This window comes from Muriicola sp. Z0-33 (genome assembly GCF_026126425.1).
Classification (GTDB): Bacteria; Bacteroidota; Bacteroidia; order Flavobacteriales; family Flavobacteriaceae; genus JAFMPW01.
Genome location: NZ_JAFMPW010000012.1, coordinates 1 through 22,317, shown reverse-complemented (window position 1 = coordinate 22,317; position 22,317 = coordinate 1). Strand labels below are relative to the sequence as shown.

The window sequence follows — 22,317 nt, the reverse complement described above, 5'->3', positions numbered from 1 at the left end:
TTATTAATAATAGTTAAGATTAGTGTATAACTTCTTATCAAAAGTGTAAAAAAAAAGCTAAGGAAGCAACATTTTTCTAGTTTTCTTTCTCGGACAGCTGGTGTTGGTAGAGGTCCTTGTAGTAGCCTCCCTTGGCTAGTAAACTATCATGAGTGCCTTCTTGTAAAATGGCTCCGTCCTGTAATACTATGATCTTATCGGCGTTTTTAGCTGAAGAAACTCTATGGCTCACAATCAGCGTAGTTCTGTTTCTGGAGGCCTTTTTTAAATTGTTCAAAATGGCCTCTTCCGTTTCGGTATCCACGGCAGATAAACAATCATCAAACAGGTAAATCTCAGGGTCTTTCAACAGCGCTCTCGCAATAGATACCCGTTGTTTCTGACCCCCGCTTAGGGTGATCCCCCTTTCTCCCAAAATAGTATTGTATTGGTTGGCAAAACCAAGAATATTGTCATGCACCACCGCCATCTTGGCAACCGTGAAAATCTCTTCATCTGTGGCATCTTCTTTCCCAAATTTGATATTGTTCTTTATGGTATCGGAGAATAAAAAGGCATCCTGGGGGACTGCTCCGATGGAAGAGCGTAAACTGTTTATGTTTAACTCGTTAATAGGGGTGCCATCTATTAAAATAGTACCGGAACTTACATCATAGAGCCTTGCTACCAGGTCCAGGATAGTAGATTTTCCAGATCCGGTTTTCCCTATAAATGCTATTGTTTCCCCTTCTTTAATCGTAAAGGAAATATCTTTTAATGCCGTAATCAGTGTGTCTTCATAGGTAAAGGTTACATTTTTAAATTCAATTTCACCTTTAATAGGGGTAGGGCGGACAACCGTATTCTGGATTGAAGGTGCTTCTTTTAAAAATTCATTTATTCTTTTTTGAGAAGCTTCTGCCCGTTGTACAATAGAGGTAAGCCAACCTACAATCGCCACTGGCCATGTCAGCATATTTACATAAAGGATAAACTCGGCTATGGTCCCTACTGAGGCTATTTCGCCATCTATATATTGTTTGCCCCCTACATATATCACAAAAATATTGCTGATACCAATAAGCAAGATCATCAAAGGAAAAAACCAGGCATTAACCTTGGCCAGGTCCATACTTTTATCTTTTCCTTCTATGGCCAGCACCTTCACTTCTTCATTTAATTGAGGTTCCAGACTATAAGCCTTTATCACGGAAACGCCCGAAAAAGATTCCTGTGCAAAGGTAGACAGGGTAGAAAGGTATTCCTGGACCCTTGTACTTCGTTTATGGATAATCCTGCTGATCTGGTAGATAAGCACAGAGAGAATAGGCAATGGAAGTAATGAATAGAAGGCAATTGTTGGGGCCTTTATAAACATAAGGGGAATTAAACAGATAAATAGGGTTAAAGTCTGAATCCCATACATTATAGCCGGGCCGGCATACAGGCGTACCTGACTTACATCTTCACTAATACGGTTCATAAGATCCCCTGTTCTGTTTTTCTTGTAAAAGTTCAGACTCAGGAATTGATAATGATCAAATACCTCATTTTTAAGGTCGTATTCTATATATCTGGATACATTGATGATCGTCTGCCTCATCAGAAATGTAAAAAATCCGGAAAGCAAAGCTGCACCTACGATGATCAGAATATATTCTGTGAGGAGCGATCTGGCAACCGATTCGTCAATGGTATTCGCCACAAAGTTTTCTACTACCTCGATAGACTTTTTAACGTAAGAGGGCATAACCAGCTGAAAAATGCGGGCAATGATGGTAATTACAATACCCACCAGTAATTTAGACCAATATTTCCTGAAATATTTATTGAGATGTTTAAGCTCCTTCATGTAGTTGGCTGGCTAAGCGGATATGGTGTATTAAACAATTTGCCAAAGATAGCAGATTGGTAACAAAGGAAATGTTATAAAACTTATAAGATAACGTATTTAATTAATGCTGGAGGTTTAAAAATAGATTGTTATTTTTGCAGCTCATTAAGATGCAATCAAAAATAAAGTTCTTTTAAATGCTAACAAGAAGACAAATTAGGGTAAAAGTTATGCAATGCATTTATGCCCTGACCCAGTCTGCTGATAATTCACTGGAAAAGCAGGAGAAATTTTTAAAGGTGAGTATCGATAATACTTTTACTTTATATCTGCTGATTCTTAGTCTTTTAAAAGAATTGCATAAAATGGCCGGGAAACATGTATCCCATGCTTCAACAAAATACATGTCTACCGCGGCTGACAAATACCCCGATCAGGAGAAATTTTTGAACAACAAAGCTTTGCTGCAAATCGTCCGGAACGAACTTTTGGAAAATGAGTTAAACAAGCGCAAACTCAACAACTGGTACCTGAACGAGGAGTATGTCAAAATTGTATATAAGGAAATCGTTGAAAGCAGCCTTTATGACAAATACATGTCCAGTGCCCAAAGCTCCTTTGAGGAGGACAGGGAGCTGCTGGAAGACCTCTTTAAGGAAGTCATTGCTCCTAACGACAAGATCTATGAGTATTTTGAGGATGATAAACTTACCTGGGTAGATGATATACCGCTGGTAAATACCTTTATCCTAAAGCAATTTAAAAAAGCCAGGGAAAAGCAATCTTCGTCATTTTATGTACCCAGATTGTTAAAGGATAAGGATGATCTGGAATTTGCTAAAAAACTGCTTACTAAAACCTTGCTGAATAATGCTGAATTGGTGAAGGAGATAGAGGGTAAAACCCCCAATTGGGATAAGGACCGTATTGCAGATATTGATGCCATATTATTGAAGATGGCAATTTGTGAATTGCTTAACTTTTCATCTATCCCGGAAAGGGTAACAATAAATGAATATTTAGAGATTGCCAAGGAATATTCTACCCCCAAAAGCAGTATTTTTATCAATGGTATTCTGGACAAATTAGTACGCGAATACAAGAGTGAAGGAAAACTTAAAAAATCAGGTCGCGGCCTATTGTAAATAATTATTCCTTAATTTTGCCGTTTAAATAGATAAAACAATCAAAAATGAGAAGAATAGTTTTAGGTTTAAGTCTGGTAGCTATCGTTTCGTTAGTTTCCTGTAAAGAGAAGGCTTCTAACAAAATAAATGCTGCCAATGTTGAGGTGGCGGCCGAAAGAGATGTTGCAGCCAAGAATCTGCCAGTGATGAGTTTTGATAAGGCCGAACACGATTTTGGTACTATAGAACAAGGTGCTGCTCAAGAAACCAAATTTAAGTTTACCAATACAGGTAATGCACCACTAATAATTACAAATGCAACCAGTAGCTGTGGTTGTACGGTGCCGGAATATCCCAAAAATACGCCAATTGCTCCCGGAGAATCAGGAGAACTTTTGGTGAAATTTAACGGTTCCGGTCAAAATCAGGTGACCAAAAGTATAACGGTTAGCGCCAATACTGAAAAAGGTTCTGAGATTCTCAGGATTAAGGCATTTGTAAATCCAAAAACTGGAGCAAGTACCGCTGCGATAGGGCCGGTAAAGTAATAACCAAAGACACAGAACACTATGAACGATATAGGACAGTTTCTTCCTATGATCTTGATATTTGCAGTGGCGTACTTCTTTATGATACGCCCTCAAATGAAACGTCAGAAAGATGAAAAGAAATTTGCTGCGGCACTTAAAAAAGGAGATAAAGTAATAACCAAAAGTGGTTTACACGGGAAAATAATTGATCTGAACGACAAAGACTTATCTTGTATCATAGAGACTATGGCGGGCAGACTTAAATTTGACCGTTCAGCGATCTCCATGGAAATGAGCAGGAAGTTAAATGCTCCCAAGGAGAAATAGTACAGCTTATACCTAAATAATAAAACGCCGGTTTAACCGGTGTTTTTTTTTATACCATTGTCATAAATACGTATATTAACTCTCTATAAAAAGGCGTAATTATGAGCAGATCCAGAAGAAAATTTTTAAAACACAGTTCCCTTGCTATTATGGGTACAGGAGCCAGCTTTTTATTCCCGACAGAGCTGCTGGCTGTACTTCGAAAAAAGGTAGGCCCTAATGACCGTATAAACGTAGGCCTGATAGGATGCAATGGAATGGGCTTTTCCGATCTTGTTTCCTTGCTTAAAATAAGTGAAGTTAGTGTAGTAGCCTTGTGTGATGTAGATAAAAAAGTATTGGAGCGCCGTACCGCTGAATTAGAAAAAGCGGGGATCAAAAAGCCTAAATGGTATAATGACTACAGGAAATTACTGGAGAATAAGGATATTGATGTGGTGGTAATTGGTACCCCGGACCACTGGCATTGTTTACAACTGACAGACGCCATCAAAGCAGGGAAAGATGTATACTGCGAAAAACCCATTGCCAATTCCATTCAGGAATGTAATCTTATGTTCAATGCTGTTAATGCCAGTGATCGTATGGTACAGATTGGCCAATGGCAGAGGAGCCAGCCGCATTTTGTAGATGCTATTAATTTTGTGCATTCGGGTCAGTTGGGAGAAATCAGGTTGGCTAAGGCATGGGCGTACCAGGGATGGATGAAACCCGTACCTATATTGGCAGATACGGCCAGTCCGGAGGGCGTTGACTATGCCATGTGGCTTGGTCCGGCACCTATGCGGCCTTTTAACCAAAATAGATTTCATTTTAATTTCCGATGGTTTTGGGACTATGCGGGCGGGCTAATGACAGATTGGGGCGTACACCTGATAGATTATGCCCTTTATGGTATGAAAGCGGGTACTCCTAAATCTGTTATGGCTATTGGGGGCAAATTTGCCTACCCCGAAGATGCCTCCGAAACTCCTGATACACTACAAACGGTTTTTGAATATGATGACTTTTCCATTTTATGGGAACACGCAACCGGGATAGATGGAGGTAATTACGGACGTAATCACGGGATTGCGTTTATTGGTAATAACGGAACCCTTGTGTTAGACAGAGGTGGATGGGAGGTAATTCCGGAAAAGGAATTTCAGGGCTGGGGAAAAGACGGGATACCCAAGATGGAAAGGTTGCCGATACAGCAGAACAAGGGTAGCGGTTTAGATCTGCATACGGTTAATTTTATCGAAGCGGTTAAAAGCCGGGATGCCTCCCAGCTAAATGCCCCGATAAAAGTGGGTTATGAAACGGCCCTGGTTTCTCATATGGGCAATGTAGCCTACAAAACCGGGAACAGAGTTTATTGGGATCAGGAAAAGGGCAAATTTACAGATGCTGCGGCCAATAAAATTACAGAAGCTAGCTATCACAATGGATGGGAATTACCTAAATAGGCTTGTTATGGGGACCCACTTTGGACTACATTAATAATTTAAGGAATGAAGAAATATTACTTCACCGTTGTGAGTTCCTTACTTCTAATTCTTTCCTTCATCGCATTCTCAGATAATTTAATTACCGATATCGGCCAGGAAAGCAACAGTGACCCAAAGTTTATTATCCATGGATTATTGATGTTTGCGTGGTTTGGGACATTTTTGGCCCAGTCCTATTTCATTCTTAGAAAAAAGATTAATGCTCATATGAAATGGGGAAGGGTTGGTTTTATTCTGGCAATAGCTGTCTTTGTGAGCACTCTCTATATTTTTATAGCAATATTCAAGGGATGGGAAGCTATGGAACCCTTTGTAAAGGCCAACAGGCTGCTCATGCTAAGTTTTGCTACTTTTATCTTGTTGGCATATTTACACAGAAAAAATGCCACAAAACATAAAAGGTTTGTTTTCTGGGCTATAGTATTGCCTATAGAACCCATAATAGGTAGGGTTTCTGAGGTGTTTCTGGTAGACAATTGGGAGCTTTTCTATGTTCTGGTATGGCATACTTTTTTTGCTTCATTCTTTATCTATGATTGGCAAACATTAAGAAGAATTCATCCAATAAGCTGGGCCGGATTGGCCTGGTTCTATACGGCCTGGGCAATTTCGTTATACACTTAAAAAATGAATTTTCATCCTGCTATTGATAATTCAGCCCCAGCATAATGATAACTTCAAAAAGTTCCTACATAAGTCCCATAAGGCCAAATCATAGCCTTGACCGATATATAGCCGCACCAGCAAAGGGTCCTTAGCATTTACGATATTTGTCATTAAGCCCAACACCATCAAGAATCATAGGCGTAATCTTTTCAAGACGAGTTAATTTGGTCTTTTCCTGTTTTGCCGTGCTGATAAATTCGCAATAATCTCTTTGTTTGCCTGGGGAGAGCGTCTCAAATTTGGACTGCATTGATTTGTTTTTGGCAAAAGCTTCCTTTAACAATACCGGAACTATAATCTTCTTCGTATTTTTTTCAGCTTTTACCACCAGGCCCTTCTTCTGGTTTTCAATAGCCTCATTTATATAGGCCAATACTGCTGCCTGGTCAATGGCATCATTGGCTGTAAATTTCCAATGCCGCATGGCTTTGGTTTTTCCTTCCTGGGCATTTTCGAGTACATTTTTAGGGTCGCTTAAAAACACCCCGTTAAAGAACCAAATGCCAAAATGATTTTTAAAAGCAAGAATCCCAAGTACATTTTTGCCATCTACAGTGTACACGGGAGATCCCCATTTTAGTGTTTCACCCATATTGGTTTTCAGGGCAATTTTTCTTAAAGTGGCTATCCCTTCTTTAAAAGGATGTTCTTTGGCAAAGTACGCCTCAATTTTTTCTGCACTCATGACTCACTGTATTTAGCAGCAGTAAGTTCGCAAATTTTTACGATAACTTCAACGGCCTTTTGCATACTCTCCACCGCTATAAATTCGTATTTGCCATGAAAATTATGCCCCCCCGCAAAAATATTGGGGCAGGGAAGGCCCATATAACTTAGTTGTGAGCCATCTGTACCCCCTCTTATGGGCTGAATTACTGGTGTGATATTCAAGGCCTCCATTGCTTCTTTTGCAATTTCTACAATGTGGAAGACAGGGGTTACCTTTTCTTTCATGTTGTAGTACTGATCCTTAATTTCCAGGTTAAGGTTATGGCCATGAACTTCGTTTATCTGGCCAGCCAGGGTGTTTAACAATTGCTTGCGCTCTTCAAATTTTTGCTTGTCGTGATCCCGGATGATCATTTCCAATTCAGCATGTTCAATTTCACCCTTTAGATGATAAATATGATAAAACCCTTCCCGGTCCGAGGTGTGTTCAGGGACTTCATTTTCTGGCAACAGGGAGATGAATTTGTTCAGGATGGTTGTGGCATTTACCATTTTGCCTTTTGCATGTCCGGGATGTACGCTTTTACCAACGACCTTTACTTTTGCAACCGCCGCATTAAAGTTTTCATATTCCAATTCCCCAATTCTACTCCCGTCAACGGTATAGGCCCAGGCCGCCCCAAATTTATCCACATCAAATTTGTGAGCTCCCCGTCCAATTTCTTCATCGGGGGTAAACCCTATGCGGATCTTCCCATGTTTTATCTCCGGATGGTTAATTAAAAATTGTATGGCCTCCATGATTTCGGTTATCCCTGCCTTGTCATCGGCACCAAGGAGGGTAGTACCATCAGTAACAATAAGTGTCTGTCCTTTGTAGAAAAGTAGTTCTTCAAAATAATCGGGGGAAAGAATTATGTTCTTGTCAGCATTTAATACGATGTCGCTCCCGTCATAATTTTCAATAATTCGAGGTTTTACATTGGTGCCCGAAAAATCAGGAGTGGTATCGAAGTGAGAGATAAACCCTATGGTGGGGATGTCTGCCGTGCTATTAGCGGCTAAGGTTGCCATGACATAGGCATTTTCGTCTATGCTGACTTCCTGCAGGCCCATCGCCTTTAGTTCCTTTACCAGTTTGTTTGCCAAATCCCACTGTTTTTCAGTGCTGGGGGTAGTGTTGGAATTTGGATCGCTTTGGGTATCTATTTTGACATAGCTAATAAACCGCTCAATAATACCTTTCATTAAAGTTGTTTTATTTCAAATTTACGACAATGTTAGTAAGCAAACGCCTGTAAATAGGCCGCGGAGTGTTAACATAAGTAATTCGCTATAAAAATATTTATGTACCTTATTAGAATTATTTAACTCAAAACAAAACCTTATGAACAAAAACTACTTTTTAAGTATTGTATTTGCTTTGCTTACCTCCGGGGCCCTATTTGCCCAGGTTACGGGTACAATTACGGATACTGATGGGGAACCTCTCGTTGGAGCATCTATAGTAAAGCAAGGTACAAATGTGGGTACAACTACCGATTTTGATGGAAATTTTACCATAGATGATGCGGCAGTTGGTGATACCCTGGTCGTTTCCTACATTGGCTACGAGACTAAAACTGTTGTCATAGACAGTTCTGTGATGAACATTGTCCTGACATCAGGATTGTCCCTGGACAATGTGGTGGTAATTGGATCAAGAAACCCTAACAGGGTAGCAACTGATACCCCCGTTCCAGTAGACGTCCTGGACGTTTCCGAATTGGCACAGACATCACCACAGATAACGGTTACTGAAATCCTTAATTATGCGGCACCTTCTTTCTCATCTAATCCACAATCTATTTCTGATGGGACAGATCATATTGCCCCGGCTTCCCTGAGAGGTTTGGGCCCTGATCAGGTGTTGGTGCTTATAAATGGTAAGCGCAGGCATAAAACGGCACTGGTGAATGTGAATGGTACCTTTGGAAGGGGAGCAGTAGGGACAGATATGACCGCTATCCCAGCCAATTCTATTAAGAGGATTGAAATTTTACGCGATGGCGCGGCAGCCCAATACGGGTCTGATGCCATTGCCGGGGTTATCAATATTGTTTTAAAGAACACTACAGATCAACTAGAGGTAGATGTTACCACAGGGGCTAACTTTACAAGTGAAGCCGGCCCGTCTAAAAGTGTGGACGGCGAAAAAATAAATTTGGGCCTCAATTATGGGCTGCCAATTGGAGAGGATGGCGGATATATTAATTTCACCGGAAATTTCAATTACCGCGGCCTGACCAACAGAATGCAAGAATGGGAAGGGCAAATTTTTAATGCCTATAACTCAATAGAAAGAGTTGCCTCCGCAGACGGTTATGACACCTCCTTATTATTAGACGACGATTTTGCAGATATTTTTCAATATGCTGGTGCAGCAGGTGTAAGCCTGACCGGCGGAGAAACACAGGACGACTTAAGGACCATATTGGGTGCTGATGTTACAGAAGCAGAATTAGGAGCCCGGGGCCAGGTGAGAAGTGATTACAATATGAATGTTGGCCAGTCTGAATTGAGAGGGGCACAATTTTTTGCAAATATGTCTATTCCATTAGGCGAAAAATCTGAACTATATGGTTTTGGAGGTCTTGGATACAAAAATGGTTTTGCAACCGGATTTTATCGTTTACCCTATCAATCAAGGGCGTATACCCCGGCCTATATAAATGGCTTTTTACCACAAATTAACTCAAATATCACAGATAAATCAGCCTCTATAGGCATTAAAGGAGAAGTAGGTGACGGGTGGAATGTTGACTTTAGTAACACATTCGGGCAGAACTCTTTTCTTTATAGAATAACCAATTCTAACAACGCATCTTTGGCCAATTCTACGCCCTTTGAAGCCGATTCAGGTGGATTTAATTATAGCGAGAATACCACTAACTTTGATGTAAATAAGTTTTTTGACGATGTAATGGCGGGCTTAAACATTGCCTTTGGAGCAGAGTACCGGGTAGAGAATTACGCCATCGTAGCAGGGGAAGAATCTTCCTATGCACAGTATAATATACAAGGTAATGTACACGATCCTACCGACCCTTCATCTGTAGTTCCTACAGATTTCTTTGGAAGTAGCCGGCCAGGAGGGATACAGGTATTTCCGGGGTTCAAACCAGAAAACGAGGTAGATGCATTCAGAAACTCGGTTGCAGGGTATTTTGACATTGAAGCAGATTTTACCGAGTCTATTTTAGTGAGTGGTGCAGTGCGTTACGAAAACTATTCTGATTTTGGTGGAACTACTAATTTTAAACTTGCGACAAGAATTAAAGCTTCCGATAATTTTAACATTCGAGGTGGTTTACAAACCGGTTTTAGAGCGCCTTCTTTACACCAAATTCATTTTAATTCTACTTCTACTTTGTTTGTTGATGGTGTTCCCAATGAGGTTGGGATATTTCCAAACACTTCCAGGGTAGCCAGAATTTTAGGTATTGAGTCCCTGAAAGAAGAAACCTCATTTGGTTTAACTGCAGGATTTACTGCAAATGTTCCTTCTGCCAATCTTAAGATTACCCTGGATGGGTATCTGGTTAATATAGACGACAGGGTTATCCTGACAGGTCAGTTCGATGACGGGGGAGATCCTGAACTTGCTATCTTATTTGCTCAGGCCAATGCAAGCAGGGCGGCTTTCTTTGCCAATAGTGTAGATACGCAGACCAAAGGTTTGGATATAGTTCTTGATCATTCTGCCAATATATCGGATAATGTTAGGATAGATAATATCCTGGCATTCACCTTTTCTGAAACTTCAGTGGAGAGTGTAAAAGTGCCAACAGCTGTGGCTAATGCCGGACTATCAGATACTTATTTTGATCCTACCAGTAGAATTTATCTGGAATCGGCCGTGCCTACTACCAAGGGTACCTTTTCCAATAACCTTACTGTAGGGGACAAGTGGAATTTCTTTTTAAGAAACAGTTATTTTGGTGAGGTAATGGAAGCTACCAACAATAATGATCCAAATGTGGATACTACCTTTGGAGGGAAAGTTATTACCGACCTGACCATTGGATATAATGTTTCTGATAATTTGAGACTGGTGGTAGGAGCAAACAATTTGCTTGATGTGTACCCGGATGAGAACGACCCGGCGTTCAGATCTAGCGGAAGGTTTGTATATTCCAGAAGATCTGTACAATTTGGAACCAATGGTAGACACCTGTTTGCAAGGTTAAGCTTTAAACTCAACTAAATAATCTAATTACCTATTGCAAAGCCGCCTGAAAAGGCGGCTTTTTTTGTTAGCTTTGATTAGATAATAGCGATAATAAGTATTGTAGATGTTCAGGCAAATATTAGAATCACAGACCCTGCTGATTAATACCCAATCCAAAAAGTTGGCGTCTCAGAACAAAAAAGTAATCAAATTTGGTTTTGGACAGTCGCCCTTTTTGCCCCCGGAGCCGGTTATGCAGGCACTGAAAGATGCGGTTGATCGCAAGGAATATTCCTCTGTTCAGGGTGATGCTGAGCTCAGGGCACATATTTCAAAATTCCATGCTGCCCATAACGGATTAAAGGCTAGCCCGGATAATATATTAGTGGCACCGGGTTCAAAAATCTTGTTGTATGCCGTGCTAATGGCTTTCGAGAAAGCCGATGTTTTTATTCCTGCCCCGGCCTGGGTATCCTATGAACCGCAGGCAGAACTGGCCGGACATAATAGTATTAAAGTTCCAACATCTTTTGATGAAAAATGGAGAATTAACGGAGAACTTCTACTAAAAGCCGCCCAGTCCAAAAAGCACAAGGCTTCAATTCTAATTCTGAACTACCCGGGCAATCCGGACGGGCTTACTTATACCGAAGAGGAACTCAAAGCAATTGCAGCTGTCGCAAGGCAACTGGATATCCTGGTAATTTCTGATGAGATATATGGTTTGTTAGACCATAGTAGTTCTCATGCATCTTTTGCAACCTATTATCCGGAGAAAACAATTACTACAACAGGTTTGTCCAAATGGTGTGGTGCAGGAGGATGGCGATTAGGTGTGGCCATGTTATATGATAACATCGAACCGGAATTTAAACAAGCGCTGATCGGAATAGCCTCTGAAACCTATTCCTGTGCCCCGGTACCCGTTCAAATGGCAGCCAAAGTGGCTTATGGCAGGTTTAAAGCATCTATGGATTATGTAGACAGGCAGATCCGGATCTATAAGGAGGTGGGTAATTATTGTTATAATGGTTTAACAGCTGTTGATATTGCTCTACATCCTCCGGAAGGAGGTTTTTATCTATTCCCGGACTTTTCCCGACATAAAGAAAGATTGCACAAGGCAGGAATTGCAACTTCTACTGAGCTTTGCAGCCGATTATTACTAGAAACCGGGGTGGCATTGCTACCCGGGACAGCTTTTGGTTTTGAACAGGACCAATTGGTGGCCAGATTGGCTTATGTAGATTTTAATGTGCCGGCAGCGGATAGTATATTTAATTTGGAAAGAGATGCGGTAAATACGGTTACCGGAATTCAATTAATAGGTAGCTGGCTTTCCGGTTTGGGATAGTAATAAATTGGAAGAGAAATACATAATTTTTAAAGATTAATGCAGTTTATATATAGAGGATATATTTCGATAAAGGCTATTACATGAAGAAATCATTTGCATTCGGATTAATTATGGCTGCACTTTTTACCGGCATAAATGCCAGTGCTCAATTACCAGATTGTACACTTAGTATTGGGGGGAAAGACACAGCTGTGTTGATACAGGTTTTTCAACTGAATGAAGAACAAAAAAATACCATGGAAATGTGGATTGGGGAGCTTCAAACACAGAACAAGTTAATTGAAGATGAGATTAAGGTGCTATTAGAGAAACACCCTCAGAGTACCCAGGAAGATCTTGAGACACTTGCAAAAAAATACAAGGTCTTAAAAGATAAGATGCTGGCAATTTCAAAAGGCTATGATAGTAAATTGCTTGGCTTGTTTAACCCCAAGCAATACCAGCGTTATGCGGAGCTTTGCAATGAAGCGCTGCGCAAACCTATTACTCCATCTATTACAGCTAAGGCCGAGCCCCAGCCGGAGAATCCTGATTAAGGCCGGTTTACAAATTGACATTTAAAGAAGAATAACTCTTTTGAAGTTTGTATTTTTGCCTAAATTTCTCCTTAGCAATGTACAAGTCCCTCATCAGACCACTCTTTTTTCTTATAGATCCGGAAATAGTACACCATCTTTCGTTTAAACTGATTAAATTCTTTTCAAAAATTGGGTTTGCGCCTTTATTCAGAAGCATGTACGCTCTTGAAGACAAGCGTCTGGAACGCGAGGTTTTTGGATTGAAATTTAAAAACCCCGTAGGTCTTGCGGCCGGTTTTGATAAGGATGCCAAATTGTATAATGAATTATCCCATTTCGGTTTCGGCTTTATTGAAATAGGCACAGTTACTCCCAAACCACAGGCAGGGAATCCTAAAAAAAGGCTTTTCAGGCTTAAACCTGATAAGGCTATCATAAATAGAATGGGGTTTAACAATGGAGGGGTATATGATGCCGTGGAAAGGTTAAAGAAAGATCATAAGGTACTTATTGGCGGCAATATTGGGAAAAACAAACTTACCCCTAATGAACGGGCTACAAAAGATTACCTCATTTGTTTTGATGCACTTTTTGAGCATGTAGATTATTTTGTGGTCAACGTGAGTTCTCCCAATACCCCGGGACTTAGAGAATTGCAGGATAAGGAACCTTTAGCTGCATTATTGAGTCAGCTTAAAGTAGAGAACCGCAAACAGGCCCAAAAACTCAACACCAAAGAAAAGCCCATTCTCCTGAAGATTGCTCCGGACCTGAGCAACAGCCAATTGCTGGATATCATATGGATTGTAAACCAGACAGCTATAGATGGTGTTATTGCAACCAATACCACCATCGAAAGGGATAATCTTAAGTCGAACGCACTACTTACAGAGGAAAAAGGAGGGCTTAGCGGGCAACCTTTAGCAAAGAAGAGCACGGAAGTGATTAGGTTTTTAGCTGAGCGGAGCAATAAATCCTTCCCGATTATAGGGGTGGGTGGCATACATTCTGCCGAGGACGCGCTAGAGAAGTTAGCGGCTGGTGCAGACCTTGTGCAACTATGGACAGGATTTGTTTATGAAGGTCCGGGATTGATCAAGAGGATAAATAAGGCGATTTTAGCCAATAAACAATAAACAATAAGCAATAAACAATAAACAATAAACACGAGATCTTTTTTGATTATCCTGTGGATAATTAAAAAAGGCTGCGAGATGATGCGGCGGATTGCAGTAATCAGTAATCAGAATTCAGTAAACAGTAAGTAGTAAACAATAAACAATGAGCAATGGAATTAACGTGTAAATACGGACATTACGTAATTTTGCTAATTGCTAATTGCTAATTGCTAATTGCTAATTGCTAATTGCTAATTGCATTTATTTGGTCCAGTAATCTACAACGGTGACATCTTCCAGTGAGGGGCCTAAGAGTTGTACAAAAGCCTGGTGATCTGGATGAGGAAGGTAAATTTCCCTGTCGGCTTCGGACTTAAAAGTAACAAAAAAGCAATGGGTTAACCCCTTATTGAGCCCTTCCGGACTATTGTTAATTCCCCATTCATAGTCAGCGATTTCCGAGATTTTAGAAGGGAGTGCCCCAAAGGCATTTTCAATTTCTGTGATCTTTTCCGGAGCGGTACCTTCTTTAAATTTAAATAATACCACATGTCTTAAAACACTGTCTGCCATAATGTTTGGTTCAGGAACTGATGGGAATGGTTCTTCTTCTATGTTCATCGATATAAACCCCAGAGAGGCTAAGGCCAGTATGGCCATGATGATAAATTTGGTGGCTTTCATGGTTAAAAATTTTCGTAAGATAAGAAAAATGAATTAATGTCAAATTTTTGCAGATATTGAGAGAATATGCCCGCAATAAAGACGGGGAATAATGTACAAATTGGGGTTGCGGTTTAGCTGTTATTATCGAAGAAATAGTGGTAAATTTATCGTGCCAGAGTAAACCGTGCTATGTCAGAAAAGGTGAAGATTATAGAGTGCCCCAGAGATGCCATGCAAGGCATAAAGGCATTTATTCCTACCGAAGAGAAGGTAGTTTACCTCCAGTCTTTACTTAATTGTGGCTTTGATACTATAGACTTTGGAAGTTTTGTTTCGCCCAGGGCCATCCCGCAAATGGTTGATACCGCATCGGTTTTGGCGCAATTGGATCTGTCAGAGACACAAAGTAAATTACTGGCTATTGTGGCCAATGTAAGAGGGGCAGAGGAGGCGAGTACGCACGCAGCTATAAATTATTTAGGCTATCCGTTTTCTATATCCGAAAATTTTCAGATGCGGAATACGCACAAGACCATTGCCCAATCTGTAGATACACTGAAGGCCATTTTGGATATAGCTGCTGCTTCCAACAAAGAGGTGGTCACATACATTTCTATGGGGTTTGGGAATCCTTACGGAGATCCCTGGAACGTGGAAATAGTGGGGGAGTGGACAGAGCAACTCGCGGCGATGGGGGTAAATATTTTATCCTTATCCGATACTGTAGGTACTTCTACTCCCGATGTTATAGAATACCTGTTTAACAACCTGATCCCGGCTTATCCGAAAATAGAATTCGGGGCACATTTGCATACCACGCCTTCCAAATGGCACGAAAAGATAGCTGCGGCTTATGCAGCCGGTTGCCGGAGATTTGATGGCGCTGTCCAGGGCTTTGGCGGTTGCCCTATGGCCAAAGACGAACTCACCGGGAACATGCCTACAGAGAAGATGCTTTCCTATTTTACTTCTGTAAAAGCAGATACAGGTGTGAACTGGATGGTCTTTGAGGCGGCATATAACAAGGCATCCGCCTTATTTTCTAAATATCATTAGGGGGTATTGAAGCAATGACCACAATACTTAAGGGGTCATAAGTAAGGCAATTGTTAAATCTGAATATTTATTTAGAATTATTTTAAATAAACTTTGCAGAATTCAAAATTGCGTTTAAATTTGCCTCCTCAATCTTCATTTATTTATATTAAGTCTAAATAAGCATAACAACCAATTTATGAACAAGTCATTTCTAGTATTCGCCTTTCTTTTTTCTGTTTTTACCTACAGCCAGACCCAGACAGATTCTATAATGTTAGACCCACAAAAGCAAATTAATGCTGCCCAGCGTTTATTGTCCGGTAACTATGCCTCGGCAGTTACAGTGGGCGCCTATGGGGAAATCTTATATAACCAGCCCGAAGGAGATAATGGGGAGCTAGATGTACAACGCCTGGTGCTGTTGTTTGGATATCGGTTTAATGAGAAAACACAGTTTGTTACAGAAGTAGAATTTGAACATGTGGAGGAGGTTTTTGTAGAGCAGGCCTTTGTTAATTACAATGTAGGGGCTAATGTAAGCCTTAGGGGTGGGTTAATGCTGGTTCCCATGGGGATTGTTAACGAATTTCACGAACCCACCACCTTTAACGGAACAGAGCGCCCCGCAATGGATAACGCCATTGTACCTACTACCTGGAGAGAAATCGGGATAGGGGTTAACGGAAGGTTTAATGATATTTCTCTGGGGTACCAGGCCTATGTTTTTAATGGTTTTAAATCTACTGAGGCAGATGGTGAAGGAGGTATTTCCGGGTTTTTAAAAGGATCTAATGGCCTTAGAGGCGGGCGGCAAAAAGCCATCAAATCTACTATAGACAGCCCTACCCTCTCTACCAAGTTAGACTATTACGGTATCCCCGGATTGCGATTGGGCTTCTCTACCTATTTTGGCAGCACCCAGGCTGCAGACGAGGTAGAGGAAATAGATGGTGCCAATATTGGTATAGCTATGTTAGGCCTGGACGCCAGATATGCGTACCAGCGCTTTACTGCCCGGGGACAATTTATTCATGCATCGCTTTCGGACACAGAGGCGTACAACACCCTAACCGGGAGAGATCTGGGAAGCGCCTTACAGGGCTGGTATGCTGAAGGAGCCTTTAATCTTTTACCTATCGGCAATGCACAAAAGCTGTTTGCCTTTGTTCGGTATGAGCAGTTTGATACACATGCCAGTACTGCAGGTGCCCTTCAAGAGAACCAGGCCTATGACAGAACAGATGTAACTACAGGCCTCACCTATCATATTGCTCCTGGAGTGGTAATTAAGGGAGATTACCAGTTTAGAAGTAATGCTCTTGATGGGGATGATGTACAGGACCGACTAAATTTTGGGATAGGGGTATGGTTTTAGGTAGTTGCCGAGATTCTTCTTTTTTTGCAATGTCCACCAAAAAAGAAAAGAATAAATTCTTTGAGCACTTTGTTAATGGAGTCTGCCGCATCATCTCGCCCATAATTTTAAAGGTACACCGTACCTTTAAAATCAATGGCGTCCAAGGCTTCAATAATTCTTAACGCTCTTGTTCCCTGCCTTCGGAAAAAGGTTTTACCGCAATTGAAGTCTTTGACAACAGGCATATTTTTGGTAGCATTTTAAACAAACCTCGATGAGCCAACTAGTATTGTATAGTCTCTTGGCGTCAATAAAAATGGGTAGTTTGTATTTGACTTTTTTCTTGTATTGATGCCATAAGGCTTTTATCGGAACACGAGGACATGGAAATGACAAAAAAAGTAACTTTTCCTTATTAAGATTTAATCTAAATTAATACATTTGCTTCATGCGGCAGAGAAACCAAATATCAATCGCTTTAGTACTGCTTAGTTTGCTTTTTTTTGGGTTTGGATTGCCTAAGAATATTCAGAAAAAAGTAAATAAGGAGATAGCCAAGGTATTTGAGACTACCACTGTGGCAATGGAAGCTGTAACAGTACCCGTTAGTCTAAATAATCAGCTCCCTTCAAAAATTAATGAAGACAATTTCTTCAGATTATCCGAAGAGGATCGGTTATTGGGCTATGCCTTTGTAGACAAAGCCCCCAGTAAGACTGCACAGTTTGATTACCTGGTGATATTTGATGCGGAACTCAAAGTAATTCATTCTAAAGTTTTAATCTACAGGGAGGAATACGGAGGAGAAATTGGCAGCAAAAGATGGTTAAAACAATTCCTTGGAAAAACCGGGGGAGACCGGGTAGACCACGAAACCAATATAGATGCTATTAGCGGGGCTACTATTTCTGTCAGGTCCATGACCATTTCTATGGATAAGCTGCTTCAGACCGTGGGCATACTTCACGAAAACAAGGTAATTTAATGGAATACGACGGCCTGCTTCAGACTTTCCCCAAAGGGATTAAGTTGTTTATTGGGGCCTTTGTTATTGTACTTTCTATTGGTTTTTATACCGGCTTATTATTTGTTAGTCAGACCAGTTCTACGGACGTCCAGGGCATAGAAGAGAATTATTTGGGTAACGAGGAAGACGAAGAGGCCGCGGTAATGAAATTTAAAAAGAGTGAAAGGGAAATGCTCACCATTATCCATACCCACATCTTGTCTATGTCTTTTATCTTTTTCCTGTTAGGCATACTGGTATGGCTCACAAAGCTGCCCAAAAAAGTAAAATTGTTCCTGACACTGGAACCATTTTTTTCTGTGGTGTTTACATTCGGGGGCATCTATTTGCTCTGGACGGGGATGTTGTGGATGAAGTATGTAGTGATTTTTTCAGGGTTTTTGATGACCATTACATTTGCCGTTGCCACGCTACTGGTAGTGTTAGAGCTGATGAAGAAATCTGCGCTTAAAACACCTTAATGTATAACGTGCCGTACTTGCCTTAAAAAGTACTATATTTGCACGCAATTAATCCTTAATTGCCATGGAAGCCCACCTAAACAAAATTCTGGGAGAAGGTCTCACTTATGATGACGTACTCCTTGTGCCGGCCTTCTCCGAAGTACTACCCAGAGAAGTTCGAATAGCAACAAAATTTACACGCAATATTACCATCAATGTACCCATTGTTTCAGCGGCTATGGATACGGTGACAGAATCTCAGATGGCCATTGCCATGGCCCAGGAAGGGGGTATAGGGGTCTTGCATAAAAATATGAGCATAGAGGGCCAGGCTATGAAGGTGCGTAAGGTAAAAAGGGCAGAAAGCGGGATGATCATAGATCCGGTAACCCTGCCATTAGATTCAGTAGTAAGGGATGCCAAGGCCAATATGAAGGAATTTAGCATAGGAGGAATTCCTATTGTTGATGACCAGCAGAAATTACTGGGCATAGTAACCAACAGGGACCTGAGGTTCGAGAAGAATAATGAACGGCCCATTGCGGAGGTGATGACCTCTGCTAACCTGGTAACTGTAGCAGAGGGCACTTCACTTGGGGAGGCCGAAGACATTCTACAGGAAAATAAAATCGAAAAATTACCGGTGGTCAACAAAGACAATGTGCTGGTTGGCCTGATCACTTTTAGAGATATTACCAAGCTTACCCAAAAACCAATTGCTAGTAAAGATACCTACGGCCGCCTTAGAGTGGCAGCGGCAATAGGGGTTACCCCAGATGCAATAGACAGGGCCTCGGCATTGGTTACGGCAGGAGTAGATGCCATAGTAATAGATACTGCTCATGGGCACACCAAGGGTGTGGTAGCTGTTTTAAAAGAAGTAAAAAAGAAGTTTCCTGAGCTAGAGGTAATAGTAGGTAATATTGCCACTGGCGAAGCGGCCAAATACCTTGTAGATGCGGGTGCTGATGCCGTAAAAGTAGGTATAGGGCCAGGCTCTATCTGTACCACCCGGGTAGTAGCCGGGGTAGGGTTTCCGCAGTTTTCTGCCGTGCTAGAAGTTGCTGCGGCCATTAAAGGCAGTGGGGTTCCGGTAATTGCAGATGGCGGGATCCGTTATACAGGTGATATCCCAAAAGCCATAGCTGCCGGGGCAGATACAGTAATGCTGGGGTCTTTGCTTGCAGGGACCAAAGAATCTCCGGGTGAAACCATTATTTACGAAGGCAGAAAGTTTAAGTCGTACCGCGGAATGGGCTCTGTAGAGGCCATGAAAGAGGGGAGTAAAGACCGCTATTTTCAGGATGTTGAAGACGACATTAAAAAACTGGTCCCTGAAGGGATAGTGGGCCGGGTACCTTATAAGGGCGAACTCTATGAAAGCATCCACCAATTTGTTGGAGGCCTGCGTGCCGGGATGGGCTATTGTGGGGCCAAGGATATTGCAAGCCTTCAGGAGGGCGGACGCTTTGTAAAAATCACTGCAAGTGGCATTAATGAGAGCCACCCTCACGATGTTACCATTACCAAGGAATCTCCGAATTATAGCCGCTAACAATAATCAATAAGCAATTAGCAATAAACAATAATCAGTTAGCAGTAAACAGTGAGCAGTAAACAGTATCAATACTGCAGATTCATTGCAGTGGACCGCCCTATTTTGTCTGGTTAATTCTTTTGACCATGACTATTTCTTTTGAACGATTTCAGCACAGGAAGACCGAGCAGCTCAAAATTGTTTTTGATTATTCATATAAGCTAAAGGAGTACATAAAAAAATATCCTGGTGTTAAGTGGAGCCGAACACATCGGGCATTTTATATTGCATTTTCAAGCCATTCTGAGGTCGCCTTAAGTGCTTATCTAAAAAAAGAGGGGTATGATGTGGCTTTTAAAGAGGAGTTTACGTCAAAACAAGAATTAGCATTCCCTTCAAAAGACGCTCTTCTATTAAATACTTCCTACAGAGATTATCTGGGAGGTAAACGTTATAGCCATAGCACCATAAGTGTTTATGGGGGATTTGTTTGGCAGTTTTTAAAATTTATTCATCCGAAACCCCTTGATGTAGTGACAAACTATGAGGTACGTTTATTTGTGCAATATACTGTAAAGACCAAAAGAATTGCTATCAGTACACACCGGCAATTGATAAGTTCCTTAAAACATTTGGCGGTTTTTTATCCTATGTGTAGTATAAATGGCGATGAACTAACACGCCCTAAAAAGAGTAAAAAGTTGCCCGAGGTACTTAGTGCCCAACAAATAATAGACCTGCTAAGAAGTACTACTAATCTAAAGCACCGTGCAGTTCTTGCATTAATGTACTCCTGTGGTTTGCGTATAGGGGAGTTGTTGCAATTAGAACTAGGACATATAGATGTAGACAGGGGCCAGGTGTTGATAAGAAATGCAAAAGGGAGGAAAGATAGAAATGTGGTTATGGCCAAAAGTTTTATACCACTTTTACAAAATTATTTAATCAGCTACAGGCCACAGAAGTATTTTGTAGAGGGTGCAAAGGGGCAGAACTATAGTGCAAGCAGCATCAGAGCCTTCTTAAAACGCAGTTGCAGACAAGCTAAAATCACTAAAAAAGTAACACCTCATACTTTGAGGCATTCTTATGCCACGCATTTGATGGAACGGGGGATAGATTTACGCTATATACAAGAATTGCTTGGTCATGCCAAACCAGAAACCACTATGATCTATACGCATGTGTGTAAGAAAGACCTTTTGCAAATAGAAAGCCCATTAGACCTTGTTTTAAAAGATATAACACAAAACCAAAAAGAGAATAAAAACATCCGCTTATCCCAAAACTTCTAAGGGATAAGTGCTATTTTAGTGCGCATATAACAAGTTACCCACGAGGGCGTTTTCTGTTCCGAACTAATCCATCCAATAATTGCTATCTGAAAAATATCACTACTCGGAAAATTCCGTTTATGGGAGTTTGGTCATTGCTGTGAGCTCGTCAACCGTTCTTATTGTCAGGTGCCAGCGGTCATCTTCCCTTACCTGGTGGGATGGGGCTCGTGTTTGTGTGGGGGCAGCCTGGGTTGGCAATACCTCAACCCGAGGGTATCGCAACGCCCCATTGGGTAACAAAGCATATAAAAAATGCGTCAAATTTCGCTACCTTTGAGATCTCCCCTATTTTTAACAATCAGTCACGACTGAAAATATTGTGCGTTAAAAAGACGCACTTTTTATATACAATACCGTTGTACCACATAAAAATAGAAACATGAGATATTTATTTTCCTTTATCATTATTCCGATTGTTTTATTGTATTCATGCAATGAAACCGAAAAGACATCAGATACCACCAACAGCCAAGAGTTAAGTCAAGAACAGCTTGAAAAAGAGGTATGGGATGCAATTGAAGGTAGATTTAAATCGTGGAAGGACAATGATTTTGAAACTTATATGGCTTATCACCATCCCGATTGGAAGAAATGGGAGTCAAGAAAAAATGAATTGACAACAAAGGAAGGAATGGCCAAATTTTGGGAAATTATGAAGGCGGAAGAAGAGTGTTTAGAAATGGAGGTTACCCCCATAGAAATTGAAATACTAGATGGTGGTAAATCAGCTATTGCACACTATACACATACTGAAACATTCACTTATTATGGTGAGGATATGCCTGATGGACCAACAAAGGGAAATACCTTTAGAGGGACTTTAAGATGGAGTGATTTTATGGTAAAGCAAAATGGCAAGTGGCTTGTAATTGGCGGACATCGAGATATGAGTATGCCAGAAGGAAAGTTAGTTCAAGTAAATGACTGAAAAAAATACGTGGTACAACAATGTGTATAGTGCATACCCTTCGGGATACGCACCATACACGAGACGTTGTAGGTCATAAACTAAATTATGTAATGGAATATTCTGATTTACTAAATACTCTTGCGCAAATATCTTTAGGTACTCTAGGTTTTACAGGAG

21 protein-coding genes are annotated in these 22,317 nt (G+C 41.0%); 16 read left to right on the top strand and 5 right to left on the bottom strand.

Annotated features, from left to right (window positions below):
* Window positions 1–76 precede the first annotated feature (76 nt).
* Entirely contained in the window at window positions 77–1,831 is a 1,755-nt protein-coding gene (locus tag J1G40_RS15005) for an ABC transporter ATP-binding protein (protein WP_265243475.1), read from the bottom strand.
* A gap of 179 nt (window positions 1,832–2,010) precedes the next feature.
* Here J1G40_RS15005 and nusB point away from each other — a divergent pair, with 179 nt between their 5' ends.
* The 5 genes from nusB to J1G40_RS14980 all read left to right on the top strand — a co-directional run bounded on the left by nusB (window position 2,011) and on the right by J1G40_RS14980 (window position 5,911).
* Window positions 2,011–2,958, top strand: a complete 948-nt coding sequence (gene nusB, locus J1G40_RS15000) for a transcription antitermination factor NusB (RefSeq protein ID WP_265243474.1) — start codon at window positions 2,011–2,013, stop codon at window positions 2,956–2,958.
* Window positions 2,959–3,005: 47 nt separating this feature from the next.
* Entirely contained in the window at window positions 3,006–3,488 is a 483-nt protein-coding gene (locus J1G40_RS14995; RefSeq protein WP_265243473.1) for a DUF1573 domain-containing protein, read from the top strand.
* A gap of 21 nt (window positions 3,489–3,509) precedes the next feature.
* The gene (gene yajC / locus J1G40_RS14990) at window positions 3,510–3,797 is read left to right on the top strand and encodes a preprotein translocase subunit YajC (RefSeq protein ID WP_265243472.1); all 288 of its coding nucleotides are present in this window, start codon (window positions 3,510–3,512) and stop codon (window positions 3,795–3,797) included.
* A 101-nt stretch (window positions 3,798–3,898) separates the two neighbouring features.
* Complete coding sequence (locus J1G40_RS14985; RefSeq protein ID WP_265243471.1) at window positions 3,899–5,245, top strand: Gfo/Idh/MocA family protein; 1,347 nt, start codon at window positions 3,899–3,901, stop codon at window positions 5,243–5,245.
* A gap of 45 nt (window positions 5,246–5,290) precedes the next feature.
* Window positions 5,291–5,911 carry a hypothetical protein gene (locus J1G40_RS14980; protein ID WP_265243470.1) on the top strand — a complete coding sequence of 207 codons (621 nt, stop codon included), beginning with the start codon at window positions 5,291–5,293 and terminating at the stop codon, window positions 5,909–5,911.
* A gap of 130 nt (window positions 5,912–6,041) precedes the next feature.
* Here J1G40_RS14980 and J1G40_RS14975 read toward each other — a convergent pair whose 3' ends face one another.
* The gene (locus J1G40_RS14975) at window positions 6,042–6,638 is read right to left on the bottom strand and encodes a YdeI/OmpD-associated family protein (RefSeq protein WP_265243469.1); all 597 of its coding nucleotides are present in this window, start codon (window positions 6,636–6,638) and stop codon (window positions 6,042–6,044) included.
* The gene (gene pepT / locus J1G40_RS14970) at window positions 6,635–7,870 is read right to left on the bottom strand and encodes a peptidase T (protein WP_265243468.1); all 1,236 of its coding nucleotides are present in this window, start codon (window positions 7,868–7,870) and stop codon (window positions 6,635–6,637) included. Before pepT ends, J1G40_RS14975 begins: the two co-directional genes overlap by 4 nt.
* Before the next feature lie 139 nt (window positions 7,871–8,009).
* Here pepT and J1G40_RS14965 point away from each other — a divergent pair, with 139 nt between their 5' ends.
* The 4 genes from J1G40_RS14965 (at window position 8,010) to J1G40_RS14950 (ending at window position 13,843) form a co-directional block, all read left to right on the top strand.
* On the top strand, window positions 8,010–10,868 hold the full coding sequence (locus J1G40_RS14965; RefSeq protein WP_265243467.1) for a TonB-dependent receptor: 2,859 nt from the start codon (window positions 8,010–8,012) through the stop codon (window positions 10,866–10,868).
* An 88-nt stretch (window positions 10,869–10,956) separates the two neighbouring features.
* On the top strand, window positions 10,957–12,186 hold the full coding sequence (locus J1G40_RS14960) for a pyridoxal phosphate-dependent aminotransferase (RefSeq protein ID WP_265243466.1): 1,230 nt from the start codon (window positions 10,957–10,959) through the stop codon (window positions 12,184–12,186).
* 83 nt (window positions 12,187–12,269) lie between these two features.
* The gene (locus J1G40_RS14955; RefSeq protein WP_265243465.1) at window positions 12,270–12,725 is read left to right on the top strand and encodes a hypothetical protein; all 456 of its coding nucleotides are present in this window, start codon (window positions 12,270–12,272) and stop codon (window positions 12,723–12,725) included.
* Window positions 12,726–12,802: 77 nt separating this feature from the next.
* A complete protein-coding gene (locus J1G40_RS14950) occupies window positions 12,803–13,843 on the top strand; it encodes a quinone-dependent dihydroorotate dehydrogenase (RefSeq protein ID WP_265243464.1) in 1,041 nt (346 codons plus the stop codon).
* Window positions 13,844–14,086: 243 nt separating this feature from the next.
* Here the strand turns inward: J1G40_RS14950 and J1G40_RS14945 are convergent, their stop codons facing one another.
* A complete protein-coding gene (locus J1G40_RS14945) occupies window positions 14,087–14,509 on the bottom strand; it encodes a Dabb family protein (RefSeq protein ID WP_265243463.1) in 423 nt (140 codons plus the stop codon).
* Window positions 14,510–14,680: 171 nt separating this feature from the next.
* On the opposite strand from J1G40_RS14945, the gene J1G40_RS14940 reads away from it, so the two are divergent.
* The 6 genes from J1G40_RS14940 (at window position 14,681) to J1G40_RS14915 (ending at window position 21,188) form a co-directional block, all read left to right on the top strand.
* Window positions 14,681–15,547 (top strand): hydroxymethylglutaryl-CoA lyase, encoded by an 867-nt coding sequence (locus J1G40_RS14940; RefSeq protein ID WP_265243462.1) that lies wholly within the window; start codon window positions 14,681–14,683, stop codon window positions 15,545–15,547.
* A gap of 178 nt (window positions 15,548–15,725) precedes the next feature.
* Window positions 15,726–16,904, top strand: a complete 1,179-nt coding sequence (locus tag J1G40_RS14935; RefSeq protein ID WP_265243461.1) for a porin — start codon at window positions 15,726–15,728, stop codon at window positions 16,902–16,904.
* A gap of 430 nt (window positions 16,905–17,334) precedes the next feature.
* Entirely contained in the window at window positions 17,335–17,871 is a 537-nt protein-coding gene (locus tag J1G40_RS14930) for an FMN-binding protein (RefSeq protein ID WP_265243460.1), read from the top strand.
* Window positions 17,871–18,374 (top strand): hypothetical protein, encoded by a 504-nt coding sequence (locus J1G40_RS14925; protein ID WP_265243459.1) that lies wholly within the window; start codon window positions 17,871–17,873, stop codon window positions 18,372–18,374. The genes J1G40_RS14930 and J1G40_RS14925 overlap by 1 nt, the downstream gene beginning before the upstream one ends.
* 64 nt (window positions 18,375–18,438) lie before the next feature.
* Window positions 18,439–19,911, top strand: a complete 1,473-nt coding sequence (gene guaB / locus J1G40_RS14920) for an IMP dehydrogenase (RefSeq protein WP_265243458.1) — start codon at window positions 18,439–18,441, stop codon at window positions 19,909–19,911.
* Between the two features lie 128 nt (window positions 19,912–20,039).
* A complete protein-coding gene (locus tag J1G40_RS14915) occupies window positions 20,040–21,188 on the top strand; it encodes a tyrosine-type recombinase/integrase (protein ID WP_265243457.1) in 1,149 nt (382 codons plus the stop codon).
* A gap of 117 nt (window positions 21,189–21,305) precedes the next feature.
* Here the strand turns inward: J1G40_RS14915 and J1G40_RS14910 are convergent, their stop codons facing one another.
* Window positions 21,306–21,491, bottom strand: a complete 186-nt coding sequence (locus tag J1G40_RS14910) for a hypothetical protein (protein WP_265243456.1) — start codon at window positions 21,489–21,491, stop codon at window positions 21,306–21,308.
* 118 nt (window positions 21,492–21,609) lie between these two features.
* On the opposite strand from J1G40_RS14910, the gene J1G40_RS14905 reads away from it, so the two are divergent.
* Window positions 21,610–22,158, top strand: coding sequence for a YybH family protein (locus J1G40_RS14905; protein ID WP_265243455.1), 549 nt, complete (start codon window positions 21,610–21,612; stop codon window positions 22,156–22,158).
* Window positions 22,159–22,317: the final 159 nt, after the last annotated feature.

Bases quoted from the DNA above. Each gene is read 5' to 3' on its own strand.
- J1G40_RS15005 (WP_265243475.1), bottom strand. From the start codon at position 1,831: ATGAAGGAGCTTAAACATCTCAATAAATATTTCAGGAAATATTGGTCT.
- nusB (WP_265243474.1), top strand. From the start codon at position 2,011: ATGCTAACAAGAAGACAAATTAGGGTAAAAGTTATGCAATGCATTTAT.
- J1G40_RS14995 (WP_265243473.1), top strand. From the start codon at position 3,006: ATGAGAAGAATAGTTTTAGGTTTAAGTCTGGTAGCTATCGTTTCGTTA.
- yajC (WP_265243472.1), top strand. From the start codon at position 3,510: ATGAACGATATAGGACAGTTTCTTCCTATGATCTTGATATTTGCAGTG.
- J1G40_RS14985 (WP_265243471.1), top strand. From the start codon at position 3,899: ATGAGCAGATCCAGAAGAAAATTTTTAAAACACAGTTCCCTTGCTATT.
- J1G40_RS14980 (WP_265243470.1), top strand. From the start codon at position 5,291: ATGAAGAAATATTACTTCACCGTTGTGAGTTCCTTACTTCTAATTCTT.
- J1G40_RS14975 (WP_265243469.1), bottom strand. From the start codon at position 6,638: ATGAGTGCAGAAAAAATTGAGGCGTACTTTGCCAAAGAACATCCTTTT.
- pepT (WP_265243468.1), bottom strand. From the start codon at position 7,870: ATGAAAGGTATTATTGAGCGGTTTATTAGCTATGTCAAAATAGATACC.
- J1G40_RS14965 (WP_265243467.1), top strand. From the start codon at position 8,010: ATGAACAAAAACTACTTTTTAAGTATTGTATTTGCTTTGCTTACCTCC.
- J1G40_RS14960 (WP_265243466.1), top strand. From the start codon at position 10,957: ATGTTCAGGCAAATATTAGAATCACAGACCCTGCTGATTAATACCCAA.
- J1G40_RS14955 (WP_265243465.1), top strand. From the start codon at position 12,270: ATGAAGAAATCATTTGCATTCGGATTAATTATGGCTGCACTTTTTACC.
- J1G40_RS14950 (WP_265243464.1), top strand. From the start codon at position 12,803: ATGTACAAGTCCCTCATCAGACCACTCTTTTTTCTTATAGATCCGGAA.
- J1G40_RS14945 (WP_265243463.1), bottom strand. From the start codon at position 14,509: ATGAAAGCCACCAAATTTATCATCATGGCCATACTGGCCTTAGCCTCT.
- J1G40_RS14940 (WP_265243462.1), top strand. From the start codon at position 14,681: ATGTCAGAAAAGGTGAAGATTATAGAGTGCCCCAGAGATGCCATGCAA.
- J1G40_RS14935 (WP_265243461.1), top strand. From the start codon at position 15,726: ATGAACAAGTCATTTCTAGTATTCGCCTTTCTTTTTTCTGTTTTTACC.
- J1G40_RS14930 (WP_265243460.1), top strand. From the start codon at position 17,335: ATGCGGCAGAGAAACCAAATATCAATCGCTTTAGTACTGCTTAGTTTG.
- J1G40_RS14925 (WP_265243459.1), top strand. From the start codon at position 17,871: ATGGAATACGACGGCCTGCTTCAGACTTTCCCCAAAGGGATTAAGTTG.
- guaB (WP_265243458.1), top strand. From the start codon at position 18,439: ATGGAAGCCCACCTAAACAAAATTCTGGGAGAAGGTCTCACTTATGAT.
- J1G40_RS14915 (WP_265243457.1), top strand. From the start codon at position 20,040: ATGACTATTTCTTTTGAACGATTTCAGCACAGGAAGACCGAGCAGCTC.
- J1G40_RS14905 (WP_265243455.1), top strand. From the start codon at position 21,610: ATGAGATATTTATTTTCCTTTATCATTATTCCGATTGTTTTATTGTAT.